The 22,120-nt window shown below is 51.8% G+C and carries 18 protein-coding genes and 1 tRNA gene; 14 read left to right on the top strand and 5 right to left on the bottom strand.

The features are described 5' to 3' along the window. Together VK738_07995 and VK738_07990 are read left to right on the top strand one after the other, a co-directional pair. The coding region (locus tag VK738_07995) for a hypothetical protein (GenBank protein HTD22580.1) at positions 1 to 247 on the top strand (247 nt) is incomplete at its 5' end. 195 nt (positions 248 to 442) lie between these two features. Continuing rightward, the gene (locus VK738_07990) at positions 443 to 952 is read left to right on the top strand and encodes a prepilin-type N-terminal cleavage/methylation domain-containing protein (protein ID HTD22579.1); all 510 of its coding nucleotides are present in this window, start codon (positions 443 to 445) and stop codon (positions 950 to 952) included. Positions 953 to 1,015: 63 nt separating this feature from the next. Here the strand turns inward: VK738_07990 and VK738_07985 are convergent, their stop codons facing one another. The 4 genes from VK738_07985 to VK738_07970 all read right to left on the bottom strand — a co-directional run bounded on the left by VK738_07985 (position 1,016) and on the right by VK738_07970 (position 8,302). Next, positions 1,016 to 2,950: a tetratricopeptide repeat protein gene (locus VK738_07985; protein HTD22578.1), complete on the bottom strand. Its 1,935-nt coding sequence runs from the start codon at positions 2,948 to 2,950 to the stop codon at positions 1,016 to 1,018. An 18-nt stretch (positions 2,951 to 2,968) separates the two neighbouring features. After that, a complete protein-coding gene (locus tag VK738_07980) occupies positions 2,969 to 4,873 on the bottom strand; it encodes a tetratricopeptide repeat protein (GenBank protein HTD22577.1) in 1,905 nt (634 codons plus the stop codon). Positions 4,874 to 4,940: 67 nt separating this feature from the next. Then, positions 4,941 to 6,860, bottom strand: a complete 1,920-nt coding sequence (locus VK738_07975) for a tetratricopeptide repeat protein (protein ID HTD22576.1) — start codon at positions 6,858 to 6,860, stop codon at positions 4,941 to 4,943. 146 nt (positions 6,861 to 7,006) lie between these two features. Beyond that, positions 7,007 to 8,302, bottom strand: coding sequence for a pitrilysin family protein (locus VK738_07970; GenBank protein HTD22575.1), 1,296 nt, complete (start codon positions 8,300 to 8,302; stop codon positions 7,007 to 7,009). 119 nt (positions 8,303 to 8,421) lie between these two features. On the opposite strand from VK738_07970, the gene rlmN reads away from it, so the two are divergent. From rlmN to VK738_07930, 8 genes are all read left to right on the top strand, one after another. Then, complete coding sequence (gene rlmN / locus VK738_07965) at positions 8,422 to 9,573, top strand: 23S rRNA (adenine(2503)-C(2))-methyltransferase RlmN (GenBank protein HTD22574.1); 1,152 nt, start codon at positions 8,422 to 8,424, stop codon at positions 9,571 to 9,573. A gap of 90 nt (positions 9,574 to 9,663) precedes the next feature. Further along, positions 9,664 to 10,176 carry a GNAT family N-acetyltransferase gene (locus VK738_07960; protein ID HTD22573.1) on the top strand — a complete coding sequence of 171 codons (513 nt, stop codon included), beginning with the start codon at positions 9,664 to 9,666 and terminating at the stop codon, positions 10,174 to 10,176. A gap of 130 nt (positions 10,177 to 10,306) precedes the next feature. Then, on the top strand, positions 10,307 to 10,582 hold the full coding sequence (locus VK738_07955; protein ID HTD22572.1) for a hypothetical protein: 276 nt from the start codon (positions 10,307 to 10,309) through the stop codon (positions 10,580 to 10,582). 254 nt (positions 10,583 to 10,836) lie between these two features. Continuing rightward, complete coding sequence (locus VK738_07950; GenBank protein HTD22571.1) at positions 10,837 to 11,718, top strand: class I SAM-dependent methyltransferase; 882 nt, start codon at positions 10,837 to 10,839, stop codon at positions 11,716 to 11,718. A gap of 3 nt (positions 11,719 to 11,721) precedes the next feature. Then, positions 11,722 to 12,669, top strand: coding sequence for a fatty acid desaturase (locus VK738_07945; GenBank protein HTD22570.1), 948 nt, complete (start codon positions 11,722 to 11,724; stop codon positions 12,667 to 12,669). Between the two features lie 137 nt (positions 12,670 to 12,806). Further along, positions 12,807 to 12,891, top strand: a tRNA-Leu gene (locus VK738_07940). A 157-nt stretch (positions 12,892 to 13,048) separates the two neighbouring features. After that, on the top strand, positions 13,049 to 13,345 hold the full coding sequence (locus tag VK738_07935; protein HTD22569.1) for a DUF3467 domain-containing protein: 297 nt from the start codon (positions 13,049 to 13,051) through the stop codon (positions 13,343 to 13,345). Position 13,346: 1 nt separating this feature from the next. Further along, positions 13,347 to 14,927 carry a glycosyltransferase family 39 protein gene (locus tag VK738_07930; GenBank protein ID HTD22568.1) on the top strand — a complete coding sequence of 527 codons (1,581 nt, stop codon included), beginning with the start codon at positions 13,347 to 13,349 and terminating at the stop codon, positions 14,925 to 14,927. 492 nt (positions 14,928 to 15,419) lie between these two features. Here VK738_07930 and VK738_07925 read toward each other — a convergent pair whose 3' ends face one another. Further along, positions 15,420 to 16,109 carry a uracil-DNA glycosylase gene (locus VK738_07925; protein HTD22567.1) on the bottom strand — a complete coding sequence of 230 codons (690 nt, stop codon included), beginning with the start codon at positions 16,107 to 16,109 and terminating at the stop codon, positions 15,420 to 15,422. 187 nt (positions 16,110 to 16,296) lie between these two features. Between VK738_07925 and tig the strand changes: the two genes are divergently transcribed. The 4 genes from tig (at position 16,297) to lon (ending at position 22,085) form a co-directional block, all read left to right on the top strand. Continuing rightward, the gene (gene tig / locus VK738_07920; GenBank protein ID HTD22566.1) at positions 16,297 to 17,571 is read left to right on the top strand and encodes a trigger factor; all 1,275 of its coding nucleotides are present in this window, start codon (positions 16,297 to 16,299) and stop codon (positions 17,569 to 17,571) included. Between the two features lie 141 nt (positions 17,572 to 17,712). Next, positions 17,713 to 18,300 (top strand): ATP-dependent Clp endopeptidase proteolytic subunit ClpP, encoded by a 588-nt coding sequence (clpP, locus tag VK738_07915; GenBank protein ID HTD22565.1) that lies wholly within the window; start codon positions 17,713 to 17,715, stop codon positions 18,298 to 18,300. Between the two features lie 87 nt (positions 18,301 to 18,387). Beyond that, positions 18,388 to 19,668: an ATP-dependent Clp protease ATP-binding subunit ClpX gene (gene clpX / locus VK738_07910; protein ID HTD22564.1), complete on the top strand. Its 1,281-nt coding sequence runs from the start codon at positions 18,388 to 18,390 to the stop codon at positions 19,666 to 19,668. A gap of 5 nt (positions 19,669 to 19,673) precedes the next feature. Next, complete coding sequence (gene lon / locus VK738_07905; GenBank protein HTD22563.1) at positions 19,674 to 22,085, top strand: endopeptidase La; 2,412 nt, start codon at positions 19,674 to 19,676, stop codon at positions 22,083 to 22,085. Positions 22,086 to 22,120 lie beyond the last annotated feature (35 nt).

Here is a 22,120-nt window from a genome sequence, read left to right as displayed (position 1 = left end):
CTTGATTGACTATGCACTTGGGAACGCAGTCCCTGCTACCCCCAAGAGCGGATACGCTTTTGTGGCGGCAAACTCCAATGGTGGACAGAGCTTTGTCGAGGGTGGCACGCCGGTTACTCTGGGAAGAACCGGAAATAAATCGTTCTGCGCAATTGAGGATGGCGTTGTGCATTTTGATCCTACTGGCGCTGCTGCCGGCACCGCAGGTGCAACTGCCTGCATTGCATTGTCACCAATTGGCCAGTAAGTCAGTTTGATTTTGGCGAAGTACCTGGGGGAGGGTACAAGCCGGGAGGCGCCAGAAGCAATTCTGGCGTCTTTCTTTTTACAGCATAGTTCATTTGGAACTTAGATTGCTTGATACTAATACATACGATCTATTAATAAATACGGATCTATGAAGAATTTTTAGCAACCGCTGGACAAAGGGGGAGGGTTTGCTATGCATAAGCAAGAGGGTTTCTCGTTGATAGAACTGCTGATTGTTGTGGCGATTATTCTGATCATTGCGGCTATTGCGGTTCCCAGCTTGATTCGTGCCAGAGTTTCGGCCAATGAATCTGCGGCGGCCGCAGCTACCCGCACAATTATTACGTCCGAAGTTCAGTATCAAACCGCATTTGGGTCTTATTCTCCTGACCTTCCTTCACTGGGACCACCGGCCGCTGGGTGCCCACCTGGTGTCCCGCCGAGCACAAATGCCTGCCTGATTGACTTTGCTCTTTCTAACGCCGGCACAAACTCAAAGAGCGGTTACGTTTACGTTGCTAGCTCAACGAATGGGGCTGGCTCACAAACATTTGTAGAAGGCGCTTCGCCGAGTACTCCTGGACGTACGGGCGTTAAGACATTCTGCGGTACCGAAGATGGCGTGGTCCGCTTCAATCCAAGCGGAGGCGCGGTCCCAGGGACCCCAGCCGGGTGCACTGCCTTATCAATGATAGGAAACTGAAATTGGCGGTCATCAGAAAGCCCTTTTATGCTTCGCGACGAATCGGATTATTCCGGCGCCTTCTCAGTTAGTACGCAAGCTTTTCTCGTTTTGGAGTAGCTTGCGCTGGATAGAGATAACACTCTGTTGCGCTTCTCCCAACGTGGGGTAAATTTTCACGGCCTGCTGATAGACAATTAATGCTTCTTGCAATCTATTTTGACTCTCTAAATTTTTGCCCAAATGCAGATATGCGAGGTCGCTGGGAGCGATCTGGATTGACTTCGTAAAGTTCAGAATCGCTTCATTACTATTTCCCTCACTTTCCTCAAGCAAACCTAACCTCAGGTATGCAAAAGACTGTTGAGGATCAAGGCTTATTGCTTCACCATATTCAATTCTTGCTTCCTGGTTCCTGCCTGAAATAGCCAGCGCTCTGCCCAGCAGCGCATGTGTCCGGGCCTGGGAACGAGGATCATCGGTTAATTGCAACGCGAGTTTACACTCAATGATTGCTTTTTCTGGTCGGCCATTTCGAAGCAACGAAGAAGCATAATAGTAATGAGCATCTGTAGACTTCGGACTCATTCCTACGAGAATCCGATAGCCTACCAAAGCTTCCGCTGATCTGCCAGACTGTTCAAGAGCATTCGTCAAATTTGCCTGAGCAATATTATTGTTCGCTGTCACTTCTAAAGCATGGGACCATAATGAGACGCTGTCGTGCCAGTACTCCAGTTGATGGCGAGTATCCACAGAAAGAGCGATGAGTACGCAGAAACTGGCTACAGGCAAAAAATATTTGGGAATTTGCAATTTGTTGGACCAATCTGCAATCGCCCAGACGATGAACACGTAAAAGCCAATGAGCGGAATATAAACATATCGGTCCGCAATCGCCTGAGCTCCGATCTGAATGAACCCAATCACGGGCACTAATGTTGCTAGATACCAAAGCCAGCCCGTTAGCAGATAACGGTGTTTCCGGCCAAGAAGTGCCAAAGTAGATAAAGATACCAGCACGAATCCTGCCACGATAAGCTTCCAAAGCGGAGGTGGGTTGAATGCCAGGGGATAGAAAACCGCCAAACGTGTCGGCCAGAATGTTTTAAAAATATACTCTGCATAGGAAAACAATACATTTTTAAGACGAACATCCAGAGGAACTACATAATTTAACTTCGTAGCTTCTAACGATTTCTGTGCAATCAACGTAATGATGGAGCTTATAACTGACAGCAACACCAGAGGAGCTTTTTCGAGGAAAAGACGGCGCCAATGGGCTGGAGGAATTACCCCGTTGCTTTGCCCAATCCGGCCAAAAGGCCAATAGTCCAACAGTAATAATACAAACGGCAAAGTAACAACCATTGGCTTTGCCATTAAACCCAGGACAAAAAATGCCACGACAGCCAAATAACGTTTCATGCCAGGCTTGTGCACATACCAGCCATAGGCTGCAATCGCCAGCAACCAGAAGAGAGTACTCAGCACATTTTTGCGTTCGGCCACCCATGCTACGGATTGAACATTTAAAGGATGGAATGCAAACAGAGCAGCTACAATCCAACTGCGCCACAAAAAACCTGTGCCGTAATACAACACAGAAAACAGGAGCACGACATTAAGCACGTGCAACAGCAGATTGGTTAAATGGTAGCCTGCAGGATTAAGCTTAAAAATCTGATAGTCCACCATGTACGAGAGCCAGGTAAGTGGGTGCCAATTTGCTACATCGGTTGTAGTAAAAGCCCAAACGAAGTTGCTCCAGCTCAATCCTGACTGAACATGGAGATTCTCAGTAATGTAATCGTTATCGTCGTAATTGAGGAACCTGCATTCGCTCAGTGGATTGAAAAGAAGAAGCGTAGCTGCAACCAGGACCAGCGAAAGGACAACAAATTTTTTCTGTTTAGAATTGAATAAAGCATGCACAGAAAGATTGCCGTCTGGTTTTCCTTGAACTGGAGCAACCGTACTCGTAAAATCACTTCCTTTGCCGGAGACAATTCCAAACACAAATCTTAGCTCTCAGCCTTAATGGTTTTTGCGATTCTCAATGCCTTGCTGTTGTGCAAGGCCTTGGTTAATTGAATCAATGGCCTTCTGGGCTTCTGTCATGCCAGGCGTAATCGCCAACGCTTGCCGGTAGGCCCAAATCGCTTCATGCAATCGGTTTATTTGCTGCAATGCCCGGCCCAAGTACAAATACCCCAAGTTGCTTGGGGCGAGTTTTACTGCTGCCGCAAATTGGAAAACTGCTTCTTTGAATCTCCCTTCTTGCTGCAACAGTAGGCCATAATTGATGTGAGGTTTGTCTGCCGATGGAGCAAGTCGTATAGCTTCCTTGAAATCTCTTTCGGCCTCGGCATTTTTTCCCAACTGGCTGAAAGCTACGCCTCGGCTATTGTACGGAAGCGCCTTTGTTTCTTCTTCTTTCATGAGCGCAAGAGCGAGGTCACTCTGATGAACAGCTTCTTCTGCCATGCCAAGTCTAAGGAGCGGCACCGTAATGTTGTAATGTGGAGTTGCAACCGGCGGATTATCGGCAAGCGCGAGCTTATATTGGATCAAGGCTTCCTGCGGTTTGTTCAGAAGTAATAGAGCGTTGCCAAAGTTCAGGTTTGCCTGCATATTGTTTCCCGTGACTTGGATAGATCTTGACCACAGAGTCACGCTGTCACGCCAGTACGCCAATTCAAGTCGCGTATCCACGGATAGTACGAAGAGCGCACATGCTGCCATTGCCAGCACGATATTTCTTTTAACAACTGTCAGATTTCCCATCCAGTCGGCGAGCAGCCAGACTACTATGAGGAAGATCCCCATCAACGGAATGTACGCGTAGCGATCTGCCATGGCCATGCCCCCCACTTGCACAATACCCAGGACAGGCACCAGGGTTCCCAGGTACCAGAACCAACCAACGGGCAGATAACGTTTCTCGCGCATGCGCAAGACAATGATCGTGGTCAGAGCCAGAAACAAAGTTGCCAAGACGATCTGCCAGGAAGGAATGGATTTCTGTGGATGAGGATAATATATTGCCAGATGCGCTGGCCAGAACATCTTATAGATGTAGGTCAAGTAGGATGTCAAAGCGTTTTCAATACGAAACTTCAATGGCACTTGAAGGACGTCCATGGCTCCAACAGAATTTTGCGCTTTCAAAGTCACCACACAACTGAACACAGCGAGCAGGGCTAGAGGCAGTTTTTCCAGAACAAGCCGGAAAATATTCTCGGAAACACCTGTTCCTTTTTCAAAGATGTTAATACGTCGCAATGGCCAATAATCCAATAGAAGTAGTACAAAAGGCAGTGTTACGACCATGGGCTTGGACATGATCGCCAAAACAAACAATCCAACCACAGATAAATAACGCTTCCATGTGGGCTTGAATACATACCATCCGTAAGCCCAGATGGTCAGAAGCCAAAAGGTAGTGCACAGTATGTTTTTTCTTTCAGATACCCACGCAACAGATTCAACATTAAGAGGATGTACCGCAAAGAGGGCAGCTACAAAAAAGCTGGGCCCAATAGACCCTGTGCCGCGTTGCAACAATAGGAACATCAGCACTGCATTGATTGCATGCAGTAAAAGATTCATGAAATGATGCCCGGCAGGATTGGCGCCAAAAAGTGTGCAATCGAGCATGTGTGAAAGCCATGCTAATGGATGCCAGTTGGCTGCTTCTTCGCTGGTGAAGGCCCAAAGTAGGTTATTCCACGTCAAACCGGACAAAACGTGGGTATTCCCTGTGACGTACGCATTGTCGTCGTAATTGACGAACTCAAGACTTTTCACAGGCTGATATACAAAAAGCGTGATAGCAAACAATGAAAGGCCTAAGACCATCACTTTTTTTGGGGTCGAGCCAAAAAACCCGCTCAATGGGGACGTATGCCTTTTCGCTGCTGCTGGTGTTGTTAGTGGCATAGGTCAGGTTTGACTTGGCAACTTCTAGACAAAGAGTATACAGCTATAATATTTGGAACCATCTGAATCAATATGGTATTGATGGATTCCTTTCTTGTGGTGTAGTCGTCTGCTTTCTCGATATCGCATCGATGCGGTTCTGGATTTCGGTGGAATCCGATGAAATCTGCAAAGCTTGACGATATGCGGTGAGCGCCTCCACCAACCGGTTCTCCCGTTCCAAGGCTTGTCCCAGATAGAAATAGGCTGCACTGGTGGGAACAATCTCCAATGAGTGGGAAAGATTGGAAATTGCTCCGTTTAGATCGCCTTCCAGATACAAATGTACGCCTAAATTCAAATATGCCCTGTATTGCATGCCATCGAGTTGTATGGCTTCCCGATAGTGTGCCTTGGATTTTTCCATGTCGCCCATTTGTGAATAGATAGCTGCCATTTGAACATGCGCATTGGCTGCCGCAATGTTGCTTTGCGTGTAGAGCAGCGCTAGCTGAAATTCCTTGAGGGCTCCTTCACGGTCTCCTTGATAGACACGGTATGCTGCAAGATTAAAATGGGCCATTTCGTCATTTGGTTTGATCACTAAAGCGGAGTAGAAATGATACGCCGCCTCATCCAGTCTGCCTTTTTCCGCTAAAGCTGACCCCAAACAAACGTGGGCTGTAGCATTATTGGACGTCACCTCAAGCGCGTGAGAAAACAATGCAATGTTATCCTGCCAGCAGCCAAGCTGAATACGCGTACTCCACGATAAAGCAAGTAGTACCCCGAAGCAGGCTCCTCTTAAGAGATACTTTGAGACTTGAGTGGCTGGTACCCACTCCGAGATACTCCAAACGATCATCAGAAAAAGCCCAATCAATGGGATATAGGCGTAGCGGTCTGCCATTGCCTGGTTGCCAATTTGAACTAGCCCTATGACGGGGACGAGTGTCCCTAAATAGAAAAACCATCCCACCCGCAGGTAACGCTGCTGCTTAAACCGTAATACTACCCAGGCGGTTAACATCAGCAGGGCGGCAGCAAGCGCAATCTTCCAGGCAGCAAAAGTGCTGCCTGGATGCGGATAAAAAATAGCCAATTTGGAAGGCCAAAATGTCTTATAAATATAGCCGGCATAAGCAAGCAGTGCATTTTCGAGACGAACTGTAAATGGATAGGCAGTAGCAGATTTTACTGCCCCGCCAGATTTCTGGGCGATTACAGTGATGACTGCACTTGCAACAGACAGCATCATCAAGGGAACTTTTTCAAGAAGGAGCGCAAAGAAATCCTTCGATTGAGGGTTTGTGTCTCTGCTCTGACCAAATCCAAATCTCATCCGTTGTAGCGGCCAGTAGTCCAACAGCAGGAAGACAAATGGCAGGGTCACAACCATAGGCTTTGCCATCAACCCCAGGACAAATAGTCCAGCTACCGTTAGGTAACGTTTCCAATTGGGGTTCAACACGTACCAACCATACGCCAAGATGGATAACAGCCAGAACATCGTGCTTAACAGATTCTTTTGCTCCGAGATCCACGCTACAGATTCGACGTTGAGCGGATGAACGGCAAACATAGCGGCAACCATGAAGCTACGCCACAGAGAACTTGTACCCCGACAAAGCACAAGAAATAAGAGCGCTGCATTTACCGTATGCAAGATGAGGTTCGCAAAGTGATATCCCGCCGGGTCAGCTTTCGAGAACTGGCCAATCAACATATAAGATAGCCACGTCAAGGGATGCCAGTTTGAGAAATACGTGGTGGTGAATGCCCACATGACATTCTTCCAGCTTAGACCGGCAAGCACGCGGGGATTGCCGCTGACATACACGCCGTCGTCGTAGTTAATGAAACCATGATGGATAACAGGTTCGTAGAGAAGTAAAGTTCCTGCGATGAGGGTTGTGAGGGCCAGGACAAAAAGCAAACCATCTTTCCGGGTAGAAGAAACAGAGGCCGGGTCACCGCAGTTACGTAAGTCGTTTTCGAGCATGCTCATAGGAACAGCAGATAAGTCCTCATAGTTGGGATACAAGGCTATATTAGTGCAATTAACTCACATTTCTGGTTTGAAGTCGAAGTAAGTAAGGCGCACGATCTCATCCAGGAATCAAACGCTGAAGCTACAACAGACTTGAGCGATTTTCAGCAGGCGAGCGAGTCGCGGGAGATTTTAAGCTTATCCAGATTCCCCAGCACAGTTACAGCAATCCGGTCGGGCTGGAAGTATTCCTGGGCTAATGCTTGCAAGTCTGGGGCTGTCACGGCTTCAATGCGCTCGATGATTTCATCCAATCCGAAGAAGCGGTCAAAATACATTTCCTGGCGAGCCAGGTTCGACATACGCGAGGTGGAAGATTCCAGACTCAGCATGAGGTTGCCTTTGAGCTGATCTTTGGCTCGACAAAGCTCATCTTCCGGGATCCCATTTTCTTTCAGGCTGCGGAACTCGCTGACCACCGACTCCACGACCTTGGGCGCCGACTGGCGTGAGGTTCCGGCATAGACGGAAAGGCAACCTGTATCCCGGTACGGACTCAATTCGCTGAAAATTGCATACACCAGCCCCTGCCGTTCGCGGACGTTCTGGAAAAGACGCGAACTCATGCCTCCTCCCAACAATGTGTTGAGAACATAAGCGCTGTAGCGTCGCTCGTGAGAAATAGGATGGGCGGGGACGCCGAGGCAAATCTGCACCTGCTCCAGTGCTTTTTTGTTGCGCATGATGATTCGCGCCTTCACCTCGGGGGGTGTATCGTGCAAACCATTTTTCCCCGGCTTAAAACTCTGGAAGCGCTCGTTTACCAGTTCCACGAAACGCTTGGCGTCCAGGTTTCCCGCTGCGGCAATAATGATATTTTCCGGATGAATGTGCTTGCGGTAATAACTCTGCAGCAACTCCTGATCAAAGGCGCGGACGGTTTCTTTGGTCCCTAAAATTGGTTTGCCCAGGGGATGATCTTTCCAGAAATTCTGCGTAAAAATCTCATGCACGAGGTAATCGGGGTTGTCCTCATCCATCTTGATCTCTTCCATGATCACGCCACGCTCGCGGGCAATGTCATTTACATCAAGGACGGGATTCAATACCAGATCGCTAAGCACATCCATGGCAATGGGCATGTGTTGATCGAGAACTTTGACGTTAAAACAAATGCATTCTTTGGCGGTAAAGGCATCCATATTCCCGCCGATGGAATCCACTTGGCGGGCAATTTGCTCGGCGCTACGGCTTTTGGTCCCTTTGAAGACCATGTGCTCAAGGAAATGCGAGACGCCGTTGGCCTCTGGTTCTTCGTGACGCGAGCCGGTGCGCACCCAGATTCCGATAGAAACCGACCGGATATGCGGCATGGTCTCCGTTAGAACGGTCAACCCGTTGGGTAAAACTTTGCGATATATGTTGCGCGGCTCATCTACCATTTTCTGTTCTGCTTTCATTGCGTGCTCTTCCCACCCTGTCATCAACGTACAATAACTACAGGTTCACTTTTGTTAAAACTGTTGAAAGAAGATTCCAGGACGAGAACCATCTACAATTATAGACAGTTATTTGATGCATGGGTCAGCAGCTAAAATGCGCTTTATTGGGCCTTTCTTTTCAAGAACTTACGGGGATTATTGAAGGATTTGGCCAACCCCCATACCGCGCCCGGCAGCTTTACCAGGCCATTTACAGCCAGCGGCAGGGGACATTACAGGCTATTTCTACCCTGCCTGCAGATTTCCGCAATCAGCTCTCCGAAGAAGGTTACAGCATCGGTCTGCCTGCAATTGAAAAGAAATTTTCTTCTACCGACGGTACCATTCGTTATCTGATGGCTTTTGCCGACGGCCAAAGTGTTGAAACCGTCTGGATGCCTGAGGGCGATGGTGGAGAAGCAGGGGATGGATCAGAAGCCGACCTGGAAATAACGGATGAACTTCTTCCCTCAGGCCAGGCAACGGGAGGCTGGCAGGAAGGCAAATTTCATCGTGCAACAATTTGCATTTCAAGCCAGGCTGGCTGTGCGGTAAATTGTCAGTTCTGCATGACCGCTTTACTGGGGTTGCAGCGCAACCTGGCTCCTGGCGAGATTGTTGGACAGGTTCTTGCTGTACTGAACGACCGCAGCGTAAATATTGACCGCGAGCGCATCAACCTGGTCTTCATGGGGCAAGGGGAGCCGTTTTTGAACTATGAAAGCTTTATGCAAGCGGTCCGTCTGTTAAGTGATCCTGAGGGAATTGCGATTCCTGCCTCGCGCATGACCGTTTCCACTTCTGGTATCGTTCCCCGGATTTACGATTTCGGCAAAGAGCAGCTCCGCCCAAAGCTGGCGATTTCTCTGAATGCCTCAAACGATGACGTCCGTTCCGGCATCATGCCCATCAACAAAAAATGGGGTTTAGAGAAATTGCTGACGGCTGCCCGCGAATTTCCTCTGCGCAACCGTGAACGATTAACTTTCGAATACGTATTGCTGGATGGAGTGAATGACGAGGTACAGCACGCCAGCGAGGTAGTGGAATTGGTCCGAGGCATACGGGCCAAGGTGAACCTGATTGCTCTTAACCCCGGTCCGGAAATTGATTTCAAGACTCCTGTTGAACAGCGCGTGCATACCTTTCAGAAAATCCTGCGCGACGCCGGCATTCCGGCTTACATCCGCCGGCCACGCGGACGCGATATCTACGCCGCCTGCGGCCAGCTTAAGCGTACGGTTGCGTAGCCGTCCATTGATCAAATCATTGAAATCCAACCATCATTCCTAAATCTGGCTGTAAAATTCCCATTGTAGGATTCATAAGGTGATTGCAGGATGAACACTCCGCGCAGCTATCGCAGCCAGGATTTCGATGAACTCTGGCGCATTGACCAGGAGTGTTTCCAACAAGGCATTGCCTACTCCCGCCGTGAACTGGCCTGGTACATGAACCGGTCAAGAGCTTTTACTTTAGTAGCGGAAGAAGAAGCCCGCGGAAAAATTATGGGGTTTGTGGTTGCTGAGTCAGATCCTGCCGGCATAGGACATATCCTGACCATTGATGTGCGCCCCGGAGGCCAACGTGCAGGAACAGGGTCTCTGCTGCTGAAAGCCGCCGAGCGCTATCTCCTGCAAAAGAAATGCAAAGCGGTTTTGCTGGAAACTGCCGTTGACAATGCCGTTGCGCTGGCCTTTTATAAGCACCACGGTTATGCCGTGGTTGAAACCATTCCGCGCTACTACCTCAACAGCATAGATGCGCTGGTCATGGGCAAACGCCTGGAGGCCGTAAAGGTAGTCAAGGCTGGCTCGATCAAGGTCAAAAAGGCCAGGGCGAAAAAAATATGAAAAAATGCTCCTTTGGGGGGACTATAATTCACCTTAGGCCCCTTAACCTTCGTGCAGGCCACTCGTCTAATCTACAGCCGGCCGAAGCAATACCTGGGACCGGTTTGAATGCCCGAAAAAGAGGTGACGTATGTCGCTCTTGACTGTGCTGATGATAGTCTGGGGAGTGCTCACCGGTATTTTTGTTCTTCTGCTGATCTACCGTAGCACCTTGGCAATGCATGAGGATGATCAGCTATTTCTCAATGATGCCGAATCCCACTTACAAAATGAGCAAACCGAACTGCTGAAGCGCATGGATCAAATCCGGCCGTTTCTGCGCGTGCTGGGCGCTGGCTCCGGACTTCTGATTCTGGTGATTGGCGGTTTGTGGATCTGGCAAGGAATCGCGCAAAACCATCTATAACCGGTTTGTGCTCGAAGCGGTTTGGTTTTGACGAAATTGGCCCTGGGAGGGGAGAGTCCGGCTCTCGGGACGGTAGTTCTGTTTTTCCTCGAACCCCGAATCTATATTACCCGCCTTTCTCGACAAGTCTGTTAAGTTATCTATATTTTGTCTTATTGTCTTAAAATTTTATGATGGGTTATTCTATTGAAGATGGTTCACTTCTTGAAAAGGATGAGGCATTGAGCCGAGAGCCATCTCTGTCGAAAGCAACCATGTGTCCGGCATGTACGAGTCCTCAGGTCCTGGAGACTGTGGAGATTCCCGACCACGAATACGGGCTGGACTATCTAGCCAGGTACGCCGCCTGCAGAGAGTGCAACTCGCTTTACCAATCTCCCATGCCGAGTGACTCTGAACTGGCCTCGTTCTATCGCCAAAACTACCACAGCATGAGTGACGGTGGGTTTCTCATGCGAATGCGGCACAAGATGCGGATTCAACGGCTCAAGACCCTTCTCAACGGCAGCGGGGCCGTTCTAGACTACGGATGTGGCAATGGTTCATTCATGCGCCGGGCTGCGGCAGCCATCCCCAACGTCGAATTCATTGGTTATGAGATCGGTAACCACACTCAGGTCACCCGGCCTGCTGAGCGGGTCACGATCGTCCAAGGCGGGCCAGCGGATCTGTTTGAGGTTCTTTCTCCTTGCCAAGTGATCATCATGAACCACGTTATAGAACATCTGCCTGACCCATTTGCAATCGTCTCTGCGCTGGCCAAGAAGCTCATGCCCGGTGGCTGCTTCGACGGACAAACTCCAAACGCCGCATCTCTTGAGCACCGAATCTTCGGTCTGCGTTGGAGTGGGTTCCATGCGCCCAGGCATACTGTGGTCTTCTCCGTTGCCGGGCTGCGTAGCCTCCTCCAGCGGGCTGGGTTTGAATCAGTCAGCGTCAAAGGGGCCTTCAACCCAGCTGGTTACGCCGTCAGTTTCGCGAGCCTTCCCCACGGTCACGCTAAGGGAATGATTCCCAGGCACGGATTGAAGTGGCTCATATGTATCGCTGCCGCGACCGTTGTCTTACCGGTTGACGTCTGGTCGGGAGCGCCTGGAATGATTGACTTTAAGGCACGGAAGAAAGGAGACAATTAACTTGTGAGACCCGATGTCCTCTTAGCGCAGTATGGCAAGCGATCTGACGTTGTCTCTTTTATGATTACGACCGGCCACATTGCTTTTGTCCTGGCTCCGGTTTATTTAGCTGCGGTGATAGGACCAGGCGTCTTGCTGGTTCTCTTCTGGCTCTGGACGGGCCTGACCATGAGCGGCCTATTGAACCTGATGCATGAGTGTGCTCACTATCACGTCTTCAAAAAGCGTTGGGGAGCCAACCTCCTGGGGCGATGGATACTAGCCGCGCTGATGGTGACAGACTTTGATGCCTATCGTGCCTTGCACTGGGCCCATCACCAGAATCTCGGCGGAAGCGATGATCCTAAGTACAGCTACAAAGTTGACATCCGAGGCTGGCGCCTGTTCTTGTTTTTCCTCCGCTGCCTCATCGGCATTGAGGCACTGAAGAAATTCAGCTACGTAGTTCACACGCGACCCAATGCAAACCTGTCGCGTTCACGCTTCTGGATCGTTCGGGCCATGGCCTTTCATCTGGCATTCTTTGCCTCAGTGTTTATGGTTGCCTGGCGGTTTGGAGTACACGATGTCAGAATCGCGGCACTCAATGCTGCTATTTCTTATGGGGCCGTTTACCTCTATGGCGTGGCTTCTCTAACGCTCTTCGCAGCCACGCTTCGAGCAATCGCTGAGCACCAGAATGGGACAGATCACCCCGAAGTTGTGGGTAACGCGGTTTTGCGGAATCTAGCCTGCGGACCAATCGAGAGACTGATCTTCGGGTGTTATGGGTTTGCAGAGCACGCAACTCACCACCTTCACCCTGCCATTCCAAGCTATCACCTTCGTGATGCAACCCACGAGTTGGCTACCGAGGCCCCATGGCTTGAACCCCATGTTAGTTATCTTGCGATATTGACGGTCCAAACCCACTCAAAGTCGCCCTCCGAAGAATTACAGTATTTGCGGTAGACAATTTCTGACAAAGTACCACAATGAAAATGCCCCAAAGGTCTATTCTTGCTGGTGGCAATGGAAAGCCTCTTTTCGTTAGAGTAAACAGGCGGCAATTGCAATCAATGATCCTGTTAAGATATGAATCAAGCTACGCGAAAGTGGCGGAATTGGCAGACGCACCAGACTTAGGATCTGGCGGGGAAACCCGTGAGGGTTCGAGTCCCTCCTTTCGCACCAAAAAACCAGTTCCCGGTTCTCAGTTGTGCTGTGCACAGCCTATACAAGGCGCCTGCGCCTATTTGCAACCGAATGAATTATGATGAAATTCGTAGATTTGGGTTCTGAGAACTGAGAACCGAGAACTGCGAACTAAATCGAGAACCGAGAACTGATTATGGCCACCCCAGCGCAACCCAATATCAAGCTCACCAACAGCAAAGACTACCGGGAAAACTACGCCAACAGCGTGCAAGTACGCGTGAACGTATGGGATTTCTTCCTGGTCTTCGGCACCTTACAGCAGCCGACGCCGACTGAGATGGAGGTCAACAATTTTCAGGGAATTTATCTTAGTCCACAGCAAGCCAAGGCGCTGCTCACCATCCTGCAGCAGAATGTGGTGAACTACGAAAAGACCTTCGGCGAGATCAAGCTTGATCCGCGCATGGCAGTTCCCGGACAGGTGCATTGATGTGCGAGACAGGTTTGTGCCTGCCGGCCTGATGCGCAGGACTGCGCTCTTCATTTTTATTTTTGTTCTTTTGCTGGCCGCGCATTGGTCCCTGCTGCGGCTTCCCTACTTCTGGGATGAAGCCGGCTATTATGTCCCCGCCGCGTACGATATTTTTACTCGTGGCGATTTTATTCCTCATTCCACACTTACCAATGCACATCCGCCTTTAGTTATGGCTTACCTGGCCCTGGCCTGGAAGCTCTTTGGCTATTCCCCTGCGGTCACACACACGGCCATACTGCTGATTTCGGCATTGGCGCTGTTGGGCGTATTCGTGCTGGCGCAGCACGTAGCCAATCGTGTCGTAGCCGCCGCCAGCACCTTGTGTACGGCGCTGTATCCCGTATTTTTCGCCCAAAGCTCGCTCGCTCAGGTGGATTTGGCTGTAACCGCCTTCACTCTTTGGGGTGTTTTTTTTTATTTGAAGCGACGGCGCTGGCTGTGCGTGGCGGCATTCGCGCTTGCAGCGCTGTCCAAAGAAACCGCCATTATTACCCCGGCTGCACTCTTTGCGTGGGAGGCAATACGGAAATCAAAAGACACTCCGGCGACCTCGTTCTTTCAACGGGCGGTTCGTTCCACTTGGCTGCTACTACCAGCACTGCCGCTGGCCGCATGGTTCGCCTACCACTATGCGCACACGGGATACGTCTTCGGCAACCCACAATTTTTCCGCTACAACGTAGATTCCACTCTGCAACCGCTACGCATCGTCTTTGCCTTCATCCTTCGTGCATGGCAACTGGTTGGCCACGCCAATCTTTACTTACTCACGTTGGCCATGGTTTTGGCCATGTTTCTGCCTGCGCGGAGTGATGCAGGCGTCCCCCGCGAGCGCATTGCTCTACCTCATCAGTTTGTCTTTGCCGTAGTTATGGCTGCTTATCTTGTAGTCCTTTCGTTGATCGGAGGAGCGGTGCTGGCGCGCTACATGCTGCCAGCCATCCCTTTGGTGATTATCATCTCCGTTTCTACTGTCTGGCGCCGGATTCCCGGTTGGCCGGTCGTCATAACGCTGGTTTGTGCGGCTTTTGTTGCCGGACTGTTGATCAATCCACCGTACGTCTTCGCTCCTGAGGATAGTTTGGCCTACCGCGACTTCGTTGTGCTGCACCAGCAAGCAGCCGGCATGATGGAAAAGAGGTTCCCACAAGCGCGGGTGCTGACTGCCTGGCCGGCAACAGATGAACTCTCTAAGCCCTACCTCGGCTACGTCAACACGCCCCATAAAGTGCTGCAACTGGAAAGCTTCACCAGGGAGGACTTAGAGGCAGCCAGTCAGAGCACCGAATTCGATATGGCAGTTATATTTTCGAGGAAGTATGAGCCTCCACGCCGCCTGCCTGTTCCTGAATTCTGGAAGCGTGCTCAGACTCGATTTTTTGACTACCATCCCGACACGCCGCCGGAGTTGGCAGCACAGATTCTGGGAGGAAGCGTCCTTTGGAAGGCCCACCGGGGTGGGGAGTGGATTGCCATCATCACAATTCCCCAAATCCGGAATGCAGATCTGCACCGAAAGGCTGCGTTTACCTTTTAGAATCTTCGGCCCCCTGGACTCCCAATGCAGTCGGCCCCTCTCAGCCCCACTTGCTGCAAGTGGTTCGAAACCTCTAAAACAGGCATGATCGCCGCATATTTACTGGGCAAAGTCGCTTTCACATCGGGTACTTGCTGAGATAGTCTGCTGTGTTTACTGGATAGATATCATCGGTGGGCTGTTTCTGCGTACTGCGGACTGAGTACCGAGCACTGCTTTTGCGAATTTTCAAAGACCTCGTGGGCTTATGCCCCCGCATCCTAGATGCCAGATACACTTCCGGAACGATGATAATCCACGTTTGCTCAGAAATTAAGACTTTGATACCACAATGGGACCACGGGCTAAACCGTTTTAAGGGTTACTGTATCCGGGCTGCAGGTGTCGCTCCTCCAGCACGCGGGCACGCGCTGGGGACCCCCGGTTCAGGCGCTGGAGCATCGCAGAAATGAGGTATAGCAAGACTTAAAAAGGTGTAGCTCGCGGGAATTCCTAATCCGCGCTCGCCAGCCGCGCCGCGTCACGAAAAACCTTCAAGAACATCTTTTCTGTCAGTTTGCCGGTCAGGGTGTTCTGCATGGAAGGATGATACGACGCCAACAGGATTTTGCCGTTACGCAACCGGTATCTGGCTCCATGCCCAAAAACATATTGCCCTTTGCTTTGCAGTACTCCGCGTCGCTTCAGATAGTTCAGATACCCATCAAAAGCAATCTTGCCCAGCACGACAACCACTTTGACTTTGCTCAGTCCTGCTAATTCCCGGTCCAGGAATTCGGAGCAATTGGCCAGCTCTACCGGTGTCGGTTTATTAGCCGGCGGAGCGCAGCGGGCAACGGCAGTAATGTAAGCGTCCTTCAGCTTCAGGCCGTCGTCTCTGTGCGTGGCGGTAGGTTGAGAAGCAAAGCCGGTTTTGTACAGTACGGGATACATGAAATTGCCGGAACCATCTCCAGTAAACGGCCTGCCCGTGCGGTTGGAACCATGTGCGCCCGGCGCCAGCCCCAGGATGAGCACGCGCGCGTTTGGATCACCGAAGCCGGGCACCGGCTTGCCCCAGTACTCCCAATCGAGATATGCGCGGCGCTTCTCACGAGCGACTTTGCGGCAGTAATCAATGAGCCGTGGACAGCGCTCGCAGGAGACAACGTCAGAGTTCAATTGAACAAGCCAGGAGGACATTCTTAATATCTTCTCATTATCAGGGGACGGATGAATGCTTTTACCGCGGTATTTGGAACGGCATGACTATTTACGCTGCCCTTCGTTTGACCGCGCTCACCGTGCTCTCTTATCATCATAGTTCGTACATTTTTCACTCCGGCCAGGCCGGCATGCTCTCCTAAATTCATTTTCAGAAGGCTAAAGTTTGAGTACAGAAAGCAGCACAAACCATGACCCCTGTACGCGCGAAGTTTCGGTGGAAGTGCCTGCCGATGTGGTCGCCAGGGAAACCGAATCCGTCGTCCAGAACTATCAGAAGCTGGCGCGTCTGCCCGGCTTCCGTAAGGGCAAAGTGCCCATCACGGTGGTGCGCAGCCGCTTTGCTGGCGATATCCGCGGCGAGGTGATCGAGCGGCTTGTTCCCCGCTACTTCCGCGAAGAGGTAGAAAAACAGAAGCTGGAGCCCGTATCGCAACCGCAAGTGACCGACCTGCACATTAAGGAAGGCGAGCCTATGCGCTTTAAAGCAACCTTTGAGGTGTTGCCGCCAATCGAGGTCACCGGCTACCAGGAGCTGCGCGCGGAAAAGACCGATACCAATATCTCCGAGGAAGAAGTCACGGCTGAGCTGAACAATCTGCGCGAGCGCCGTGCGGTGTTCACTCCGGTTGAAGATCGCGCTCTCGCCGACGGCGACTTTGCCGATGTCAGCTTCACCAGCACACCCAAGGAAGAGGGTGGCAAACCGGTCCCTGTTAACGATGTGCTGGTGCACATTGGTGGACCGGACACTGTAAAAGAGTTTTCCGAAAACCTGCGCGGGGCCCGGGCCGGCGAAGAGCGCACCTTCGATGTTGCTTATCCTGAGGATTTCAACGATCCCCGCCTGGCGGGCAAGACCGTCGAGTACAAAGTCGAGGTCAAGGCTATTAAGCAAAAGAGCCTGCCGGAGCTGAACGATGACTTCGCAAAATCTCTGGGCGACTTTGAAGATCTGGAGACGGTAAAGCAGCGGATACGCGAAGGGTTAGAGAGTGAAAAAAAGCACCGCGCCGAGCACGAGGCCAAAGAAAAGCTGATGGATGAACTCGTTCGCCGCAATGAATTCCCAGTACCGGAATCCATGGTGGAGCATCAGATTGATCTCCGGCTGGAGCGCGGCCTGCGCGCCTTGGCCGCTCAGGGTCTGAGTGCTGAGCACATGAAAAAGATGGATCTTCCCCGCCTGCGCGCCGGGCAGCGTGACGCTGCGGTGAAGGAAGTGAAAGCGTCTCTGATCCTGGAAAAAATTGCCGAGGCTGAAAAAATCGAGGTCAGCGACGAAGAGGTTGGCAAGGAAATTGACGCTCTGGCACGGCAAACCAAGCAGTCTTCCGAAGAGATTCGCTCGCGTTTGACGCGTGATGGTGCGCTCGATAAAATCCGAAATAGGATACGCAACGAGAAAGCTCTCGACTTCCTCTACCGTAGGTCCGCATGAACATGACGGCGGCAACTATAATGGCAAAAGCTGGCCGTCCAGTCCCCCGCGGAGGGCGCTTAAGCTTCCCCAGTCTACCGGGAGGAGCGCCGCAGCCACCGTTGGCCAGGAGCAATCCCTATGCAAAAAAATGATCCTCATATGATGCTAGTGCCTATGGTTGTAGAACAGACCAGCCGCGGCGAGCGCGCCTACGATATTTATTCCCGGCTGCTGCGCGACAACATTATTTTTCTGGGCACACCCATTGACGATACTGTCGCCAACCTCGTGATTGCGCAGTTGCTGTTTTTAGCTGCCGAGGACCCCGAGCGCGACATCTCGCTGTATATCAACTCCCCCGGCGGTTCGATTACCGCGGGTATGGCTATTTATGACACCATGCAATTCATACGTCCTGACGTAACCACGATTTGTATCGGGCAAGCCGCCAGCATGGGAGCTTTGTTGCTGTGCGCCGGGGCGCCGAAAAAACGCTTTGCCCTGCCGGGTTCACGTATCCTGATCCACCAGCCCTCCATGGGCGGACTGAGCGGCCAGGCGACGGATATTGACATCCACGCCAGAGAGATCCTGCGTATGCGCGAGATTACCAATCAGATTTTAGCTAAGCATACAGGGCAAAAGCTGGATAAAATAGAGAAGGATGTGGAACGCGATTTCATCATGAACGCCCAGCAGTCCAAGGAGTATGGAATCGTGGATGACATTATTTACAAACACAAGTAGCAGTACCTTCGATTTGCAACTAAGGTGTGCATCCGATGGCACTTTTACGGGTCTTCTTGTATATGTATTAAGGAGTTCTAGAAGAAGATGAAAACACGCTCCGGCCCTGAAGAAAGTCTACGCTGTTCCTTCTGCCATAAGTCGCAGGATGCAGTCGCCAAACTCATCTCTTCCCCCAGCGATTATCCCCGGGCTTACATTTGCGATGAGTGCGTCGCGGTCTGCAACTCCATCCTGGAAGACGATCGCACCGAAACGCAAACCGCCGCCGCGCCCAACCATCTGCCCAAGCCGCAAGAGGTCAAGGTATTCCTCGACGAATATGTCATTGGCCAGGAGCAGACCAAGAAAAAGTTGGCGGTCGCGGTCTATAACCACTACAAGCGCATTTACATGAATCGCCAGCGCAACAGCGAAGTGGAGCTGGCCAAGAGCAATATTTTGCTGATCGGGCCAACCGGAACGGGCAAAACGCTTCTCGCGCAAACCCTGGCCCGCATGTTGGATGTCCCTTTTGCTATCGTTGACGCCACCACGCTGACCGAAGCCGGTTACGTAGGTGAGGACGTAGAGAACATCATCCTGAAGCTGCTGCAGGCCGCCGATGGCGATGTGGGCCGCGCGCAGACCGGCATCATCTACATTGATGAGGTGGATAAGATCGGCCGCAAGGACGAAAACCCCTCCATCACGCGTGACGTCTCCGGCGAAGGCGTGCAGCAGGCACTGCTGAAGATTCTGGAAGGCACCATTGCCAACGTCCCGCCGCAGGGTGGCCGCAAGCATCCTCATCAGGAATTTACTCCTGTGGATACCACCAACATCCTCTTTATCTGCGGAGGCGCGTTCGTAGGACTCGAAAAGATCATTGGCCGGCGCGTGGGAAAGAAAGCCATGGGCTTCCGCACTGGCAATGAGAAAGATAAGGACGCCGTCGAATTCATTCCTGAATCCAAGCGCGATACCGAACTGCTCTCCAAGAGCCAGCCGCAGGATTTAATTAAGTTCGGCCTGATTCCCGAGTTCGTCGGGCGCCTGCCGGTGGTGGGGGTCCTGAATGATCTCGATGAGGCCGCGCTGGTAGAAATTCTTATCCGCCCCAAGAACGCTATTACCAAGCAGTATCAGCGTCTGTTTGAATTTGAAAATGTCAGGCTTAAATTCACTGACGATTCCCTGCATGCCATAGCGCGTGAGGCCCTGGCGCGTAAAGTGGGCGCTCGCGGCTTGCGCATGATTCTGGAAGAATTGATGCTCGACCTCATGTACCATCTACCAAGCCAGAAGCGTATTAAAGATTTTGAAGTGACCAGTGAAATGGTCGAGAAACGCGAAGTTTCTATTGCTATGATGGAGAAAGCGGGATAACCATAGTGAGCTCCCTCCGGGAAAAACTCGAAGTTCGCAAGCTGCCGATGATGCCCATTCGTGACGTGGTCATCTTCCCCTTCATGATGACCCCTTTTGTCGTGGGCCGCGAATCCAGCGTGCGCGCTTTAGAAGCTGCGCTCGCCTCCGACAAGAAGATCTTCCTGGCCACGCAACACGACGCCAGCGTGGATGAGCCCAAGCCCGGCGAAATCTACCAGGTAGGCACCATTGTCAATATCGTGCAGAGCCTGAAGCTTCAGGATGGCAATATCAAAGTCCTGGTGGAAGGGTTGGAGCGCGGCAAAGTCGAAGATATCAAAGAATCTGATGGCTATCTGCTGGCTACAGTACAAACCGCCAGCTATCCTCCGCTGCACTCACCCGCCATTGAAACCGGCATCCAGCGTGCTACATCTCTTTTTGAGCAATACGTAAAGCTGTGCCAGTCTCTGAACTACGAGACCATGATCGCAGCGGTCAAGATGGATGACCCCGCACGGCTGACCGACACCATCTCTGCCAACCTGCAGCTCTCCATTGAAGAGAAGCAGGAGCTGCTTGAAATTTTTGATCCTGCCGAGCGCCTCAACCGCATCTGCGATGTGCTCGATATTGAGATCGAGAAGCTCAATATGGATCGCACCATCCAGTCGCGGGTAAAGCGCCAGATGGAAAAGGCCCAGAAAGAGTATTACCTCAACGAAAAGATCAAGGCCATCCAAAAGGAACTGGGACGCGGCGAAAAGAGCGAGTTTGACGAGCTGAAAAAGAAAGTTGATAGCGCCGGCATGCCCAAAGACGTGCATGAAAAGGCGCTGCAGGAGCTCAAGAAGCTTGAAGCCATGCCGCCCATGTCGGCCGAGTCCACGGTTTCGCGCAACTATCTCGATTGGCTGCTGGCGGTCCCGTGGCGCAAGCGCTCCAAAGAAATTCGCAATATCAAGCGTGCCGAAGAAATCTTAAACACCGACCACTACGGCCTCGAGAAGATTAAAGACCGCATTCTTGAGTTCCTTGCCGTGAGGCAGTTAGTAAAGAATCCCAAGGGCTCGATCCTGTGCTTTGTCGGCCCTCCGGGCGTGGGCAAGACCTCGCTGGGTATGTCCATTGCCAAGGCCACAGGGCGTAAGTTCGTACGCATGTCCCTGGGTGGCGTGCGTGACGAAGCGGAGATTCGCGGACATCGCCGCACCTACATCGGTGCCCTTCCCGGCCAGCTTATTCAGATGATGAAGAAAGCCGGGACCAAGAATCCGGTCATCATGCTCGATGAAATTGACAAGATGTCCACCGACTTCCGTGGCGACCCGTCATCGGCCTTGCTCGAAGTGCTCGATCCTGAACAGAACCACAGCTTCATGGATCACTACCTCGACGTTGAATACGATCTCTCGCAAGTCTTCTTCATAGCCACGGCTAACGTACTGCATACGATTCCCGCTGCTTTGCAGGACCGTATGGAAGTTCTGCGGCTGCACGGCTACACCGAACCGGAAAAGCTGGAAATCGCCAAGCAGTATCTGGTCCGTAAGCAGCGCGAGGCCACCGGTCTGACGGAAAAGAACATCACCTTTACCGACGATGCCATCACCGGCATTATTCGCGGATTCACTCGCGAAGCCGGCGTTCGCAACCTAGAACGCGAGATCGGTAATATCGGCCGCAAGGTAGCGCGCCGGGTAGTCAAAGATGGATCCGAGTACAACATCAATATCACCGGCGAGAACATCGGCGACTTGCTGGGCGTTATCAAGTTCCGCGACACGCTGGCGCACGAGAAGAACGAGATCGGCCTGGTGACCGGCCTGGCCTGGACCGAGGTCGGTGGTTCGATTCTCAGCACCGAGGTAACGATTGTAGATGGCAAAGGCAAGCTGACCACGACCGGCAAGCTCGGAGACGTGATGCAGGAATCGGCCCAGGCTGCCATGTCGTATGTGCGCTCACGCGCCCATCGTCTGGGACTCCCACGCGACTTTTATCGTAACGTGGATATCCATCTGCATGTGCCCGAAGGCGCCATCCCCAAAGACGGCCCCTCGGCAGGCATTACCATTGCCACCGCCATGGCCAGTGCGCTGAGTAAGATTCCAGTCCGGCGCGACGTCGCCATGACCGGAGAGATAACCCTGCGCGGTAAAGTGCTTCCCATCGGCGGATTGAAGGAAAAACTTCTGGCTGCCCATCGCGCCGGCATCTTCGAGGTCATCTTGCCGCGGGATAATGAGAAAGACCTCCCCGATGTGCCGCAGAGCCTGTTGAGTCAGATCAAGCTGCACTTTGCCGATACCATGGATGAAGTTCTGCCCATCGCCCTGGAGCGTCCACTGCCTGAGATTGAAGAGGCAATCGCCGTCAACCAGCCCATGGCCAATGTGCCCCAGTCGAGCGAGGGAACGACCACACATCAGTAAGATTTATCTCTTGAATAAAGCCCGCAATACGCGGG

It is taken from the genome of Terriglobales bacterium, from assembly GCA_035487355.1.
Classification (GTDB): domain Bacteria; phylum Acidobacteriota; class Terriglobia; order Terriglobales; family Acidobacteriaceae; genus QIAW01.
This window is presented reverse-complemented; position numbering and strand designations above follow the sequence as displayed.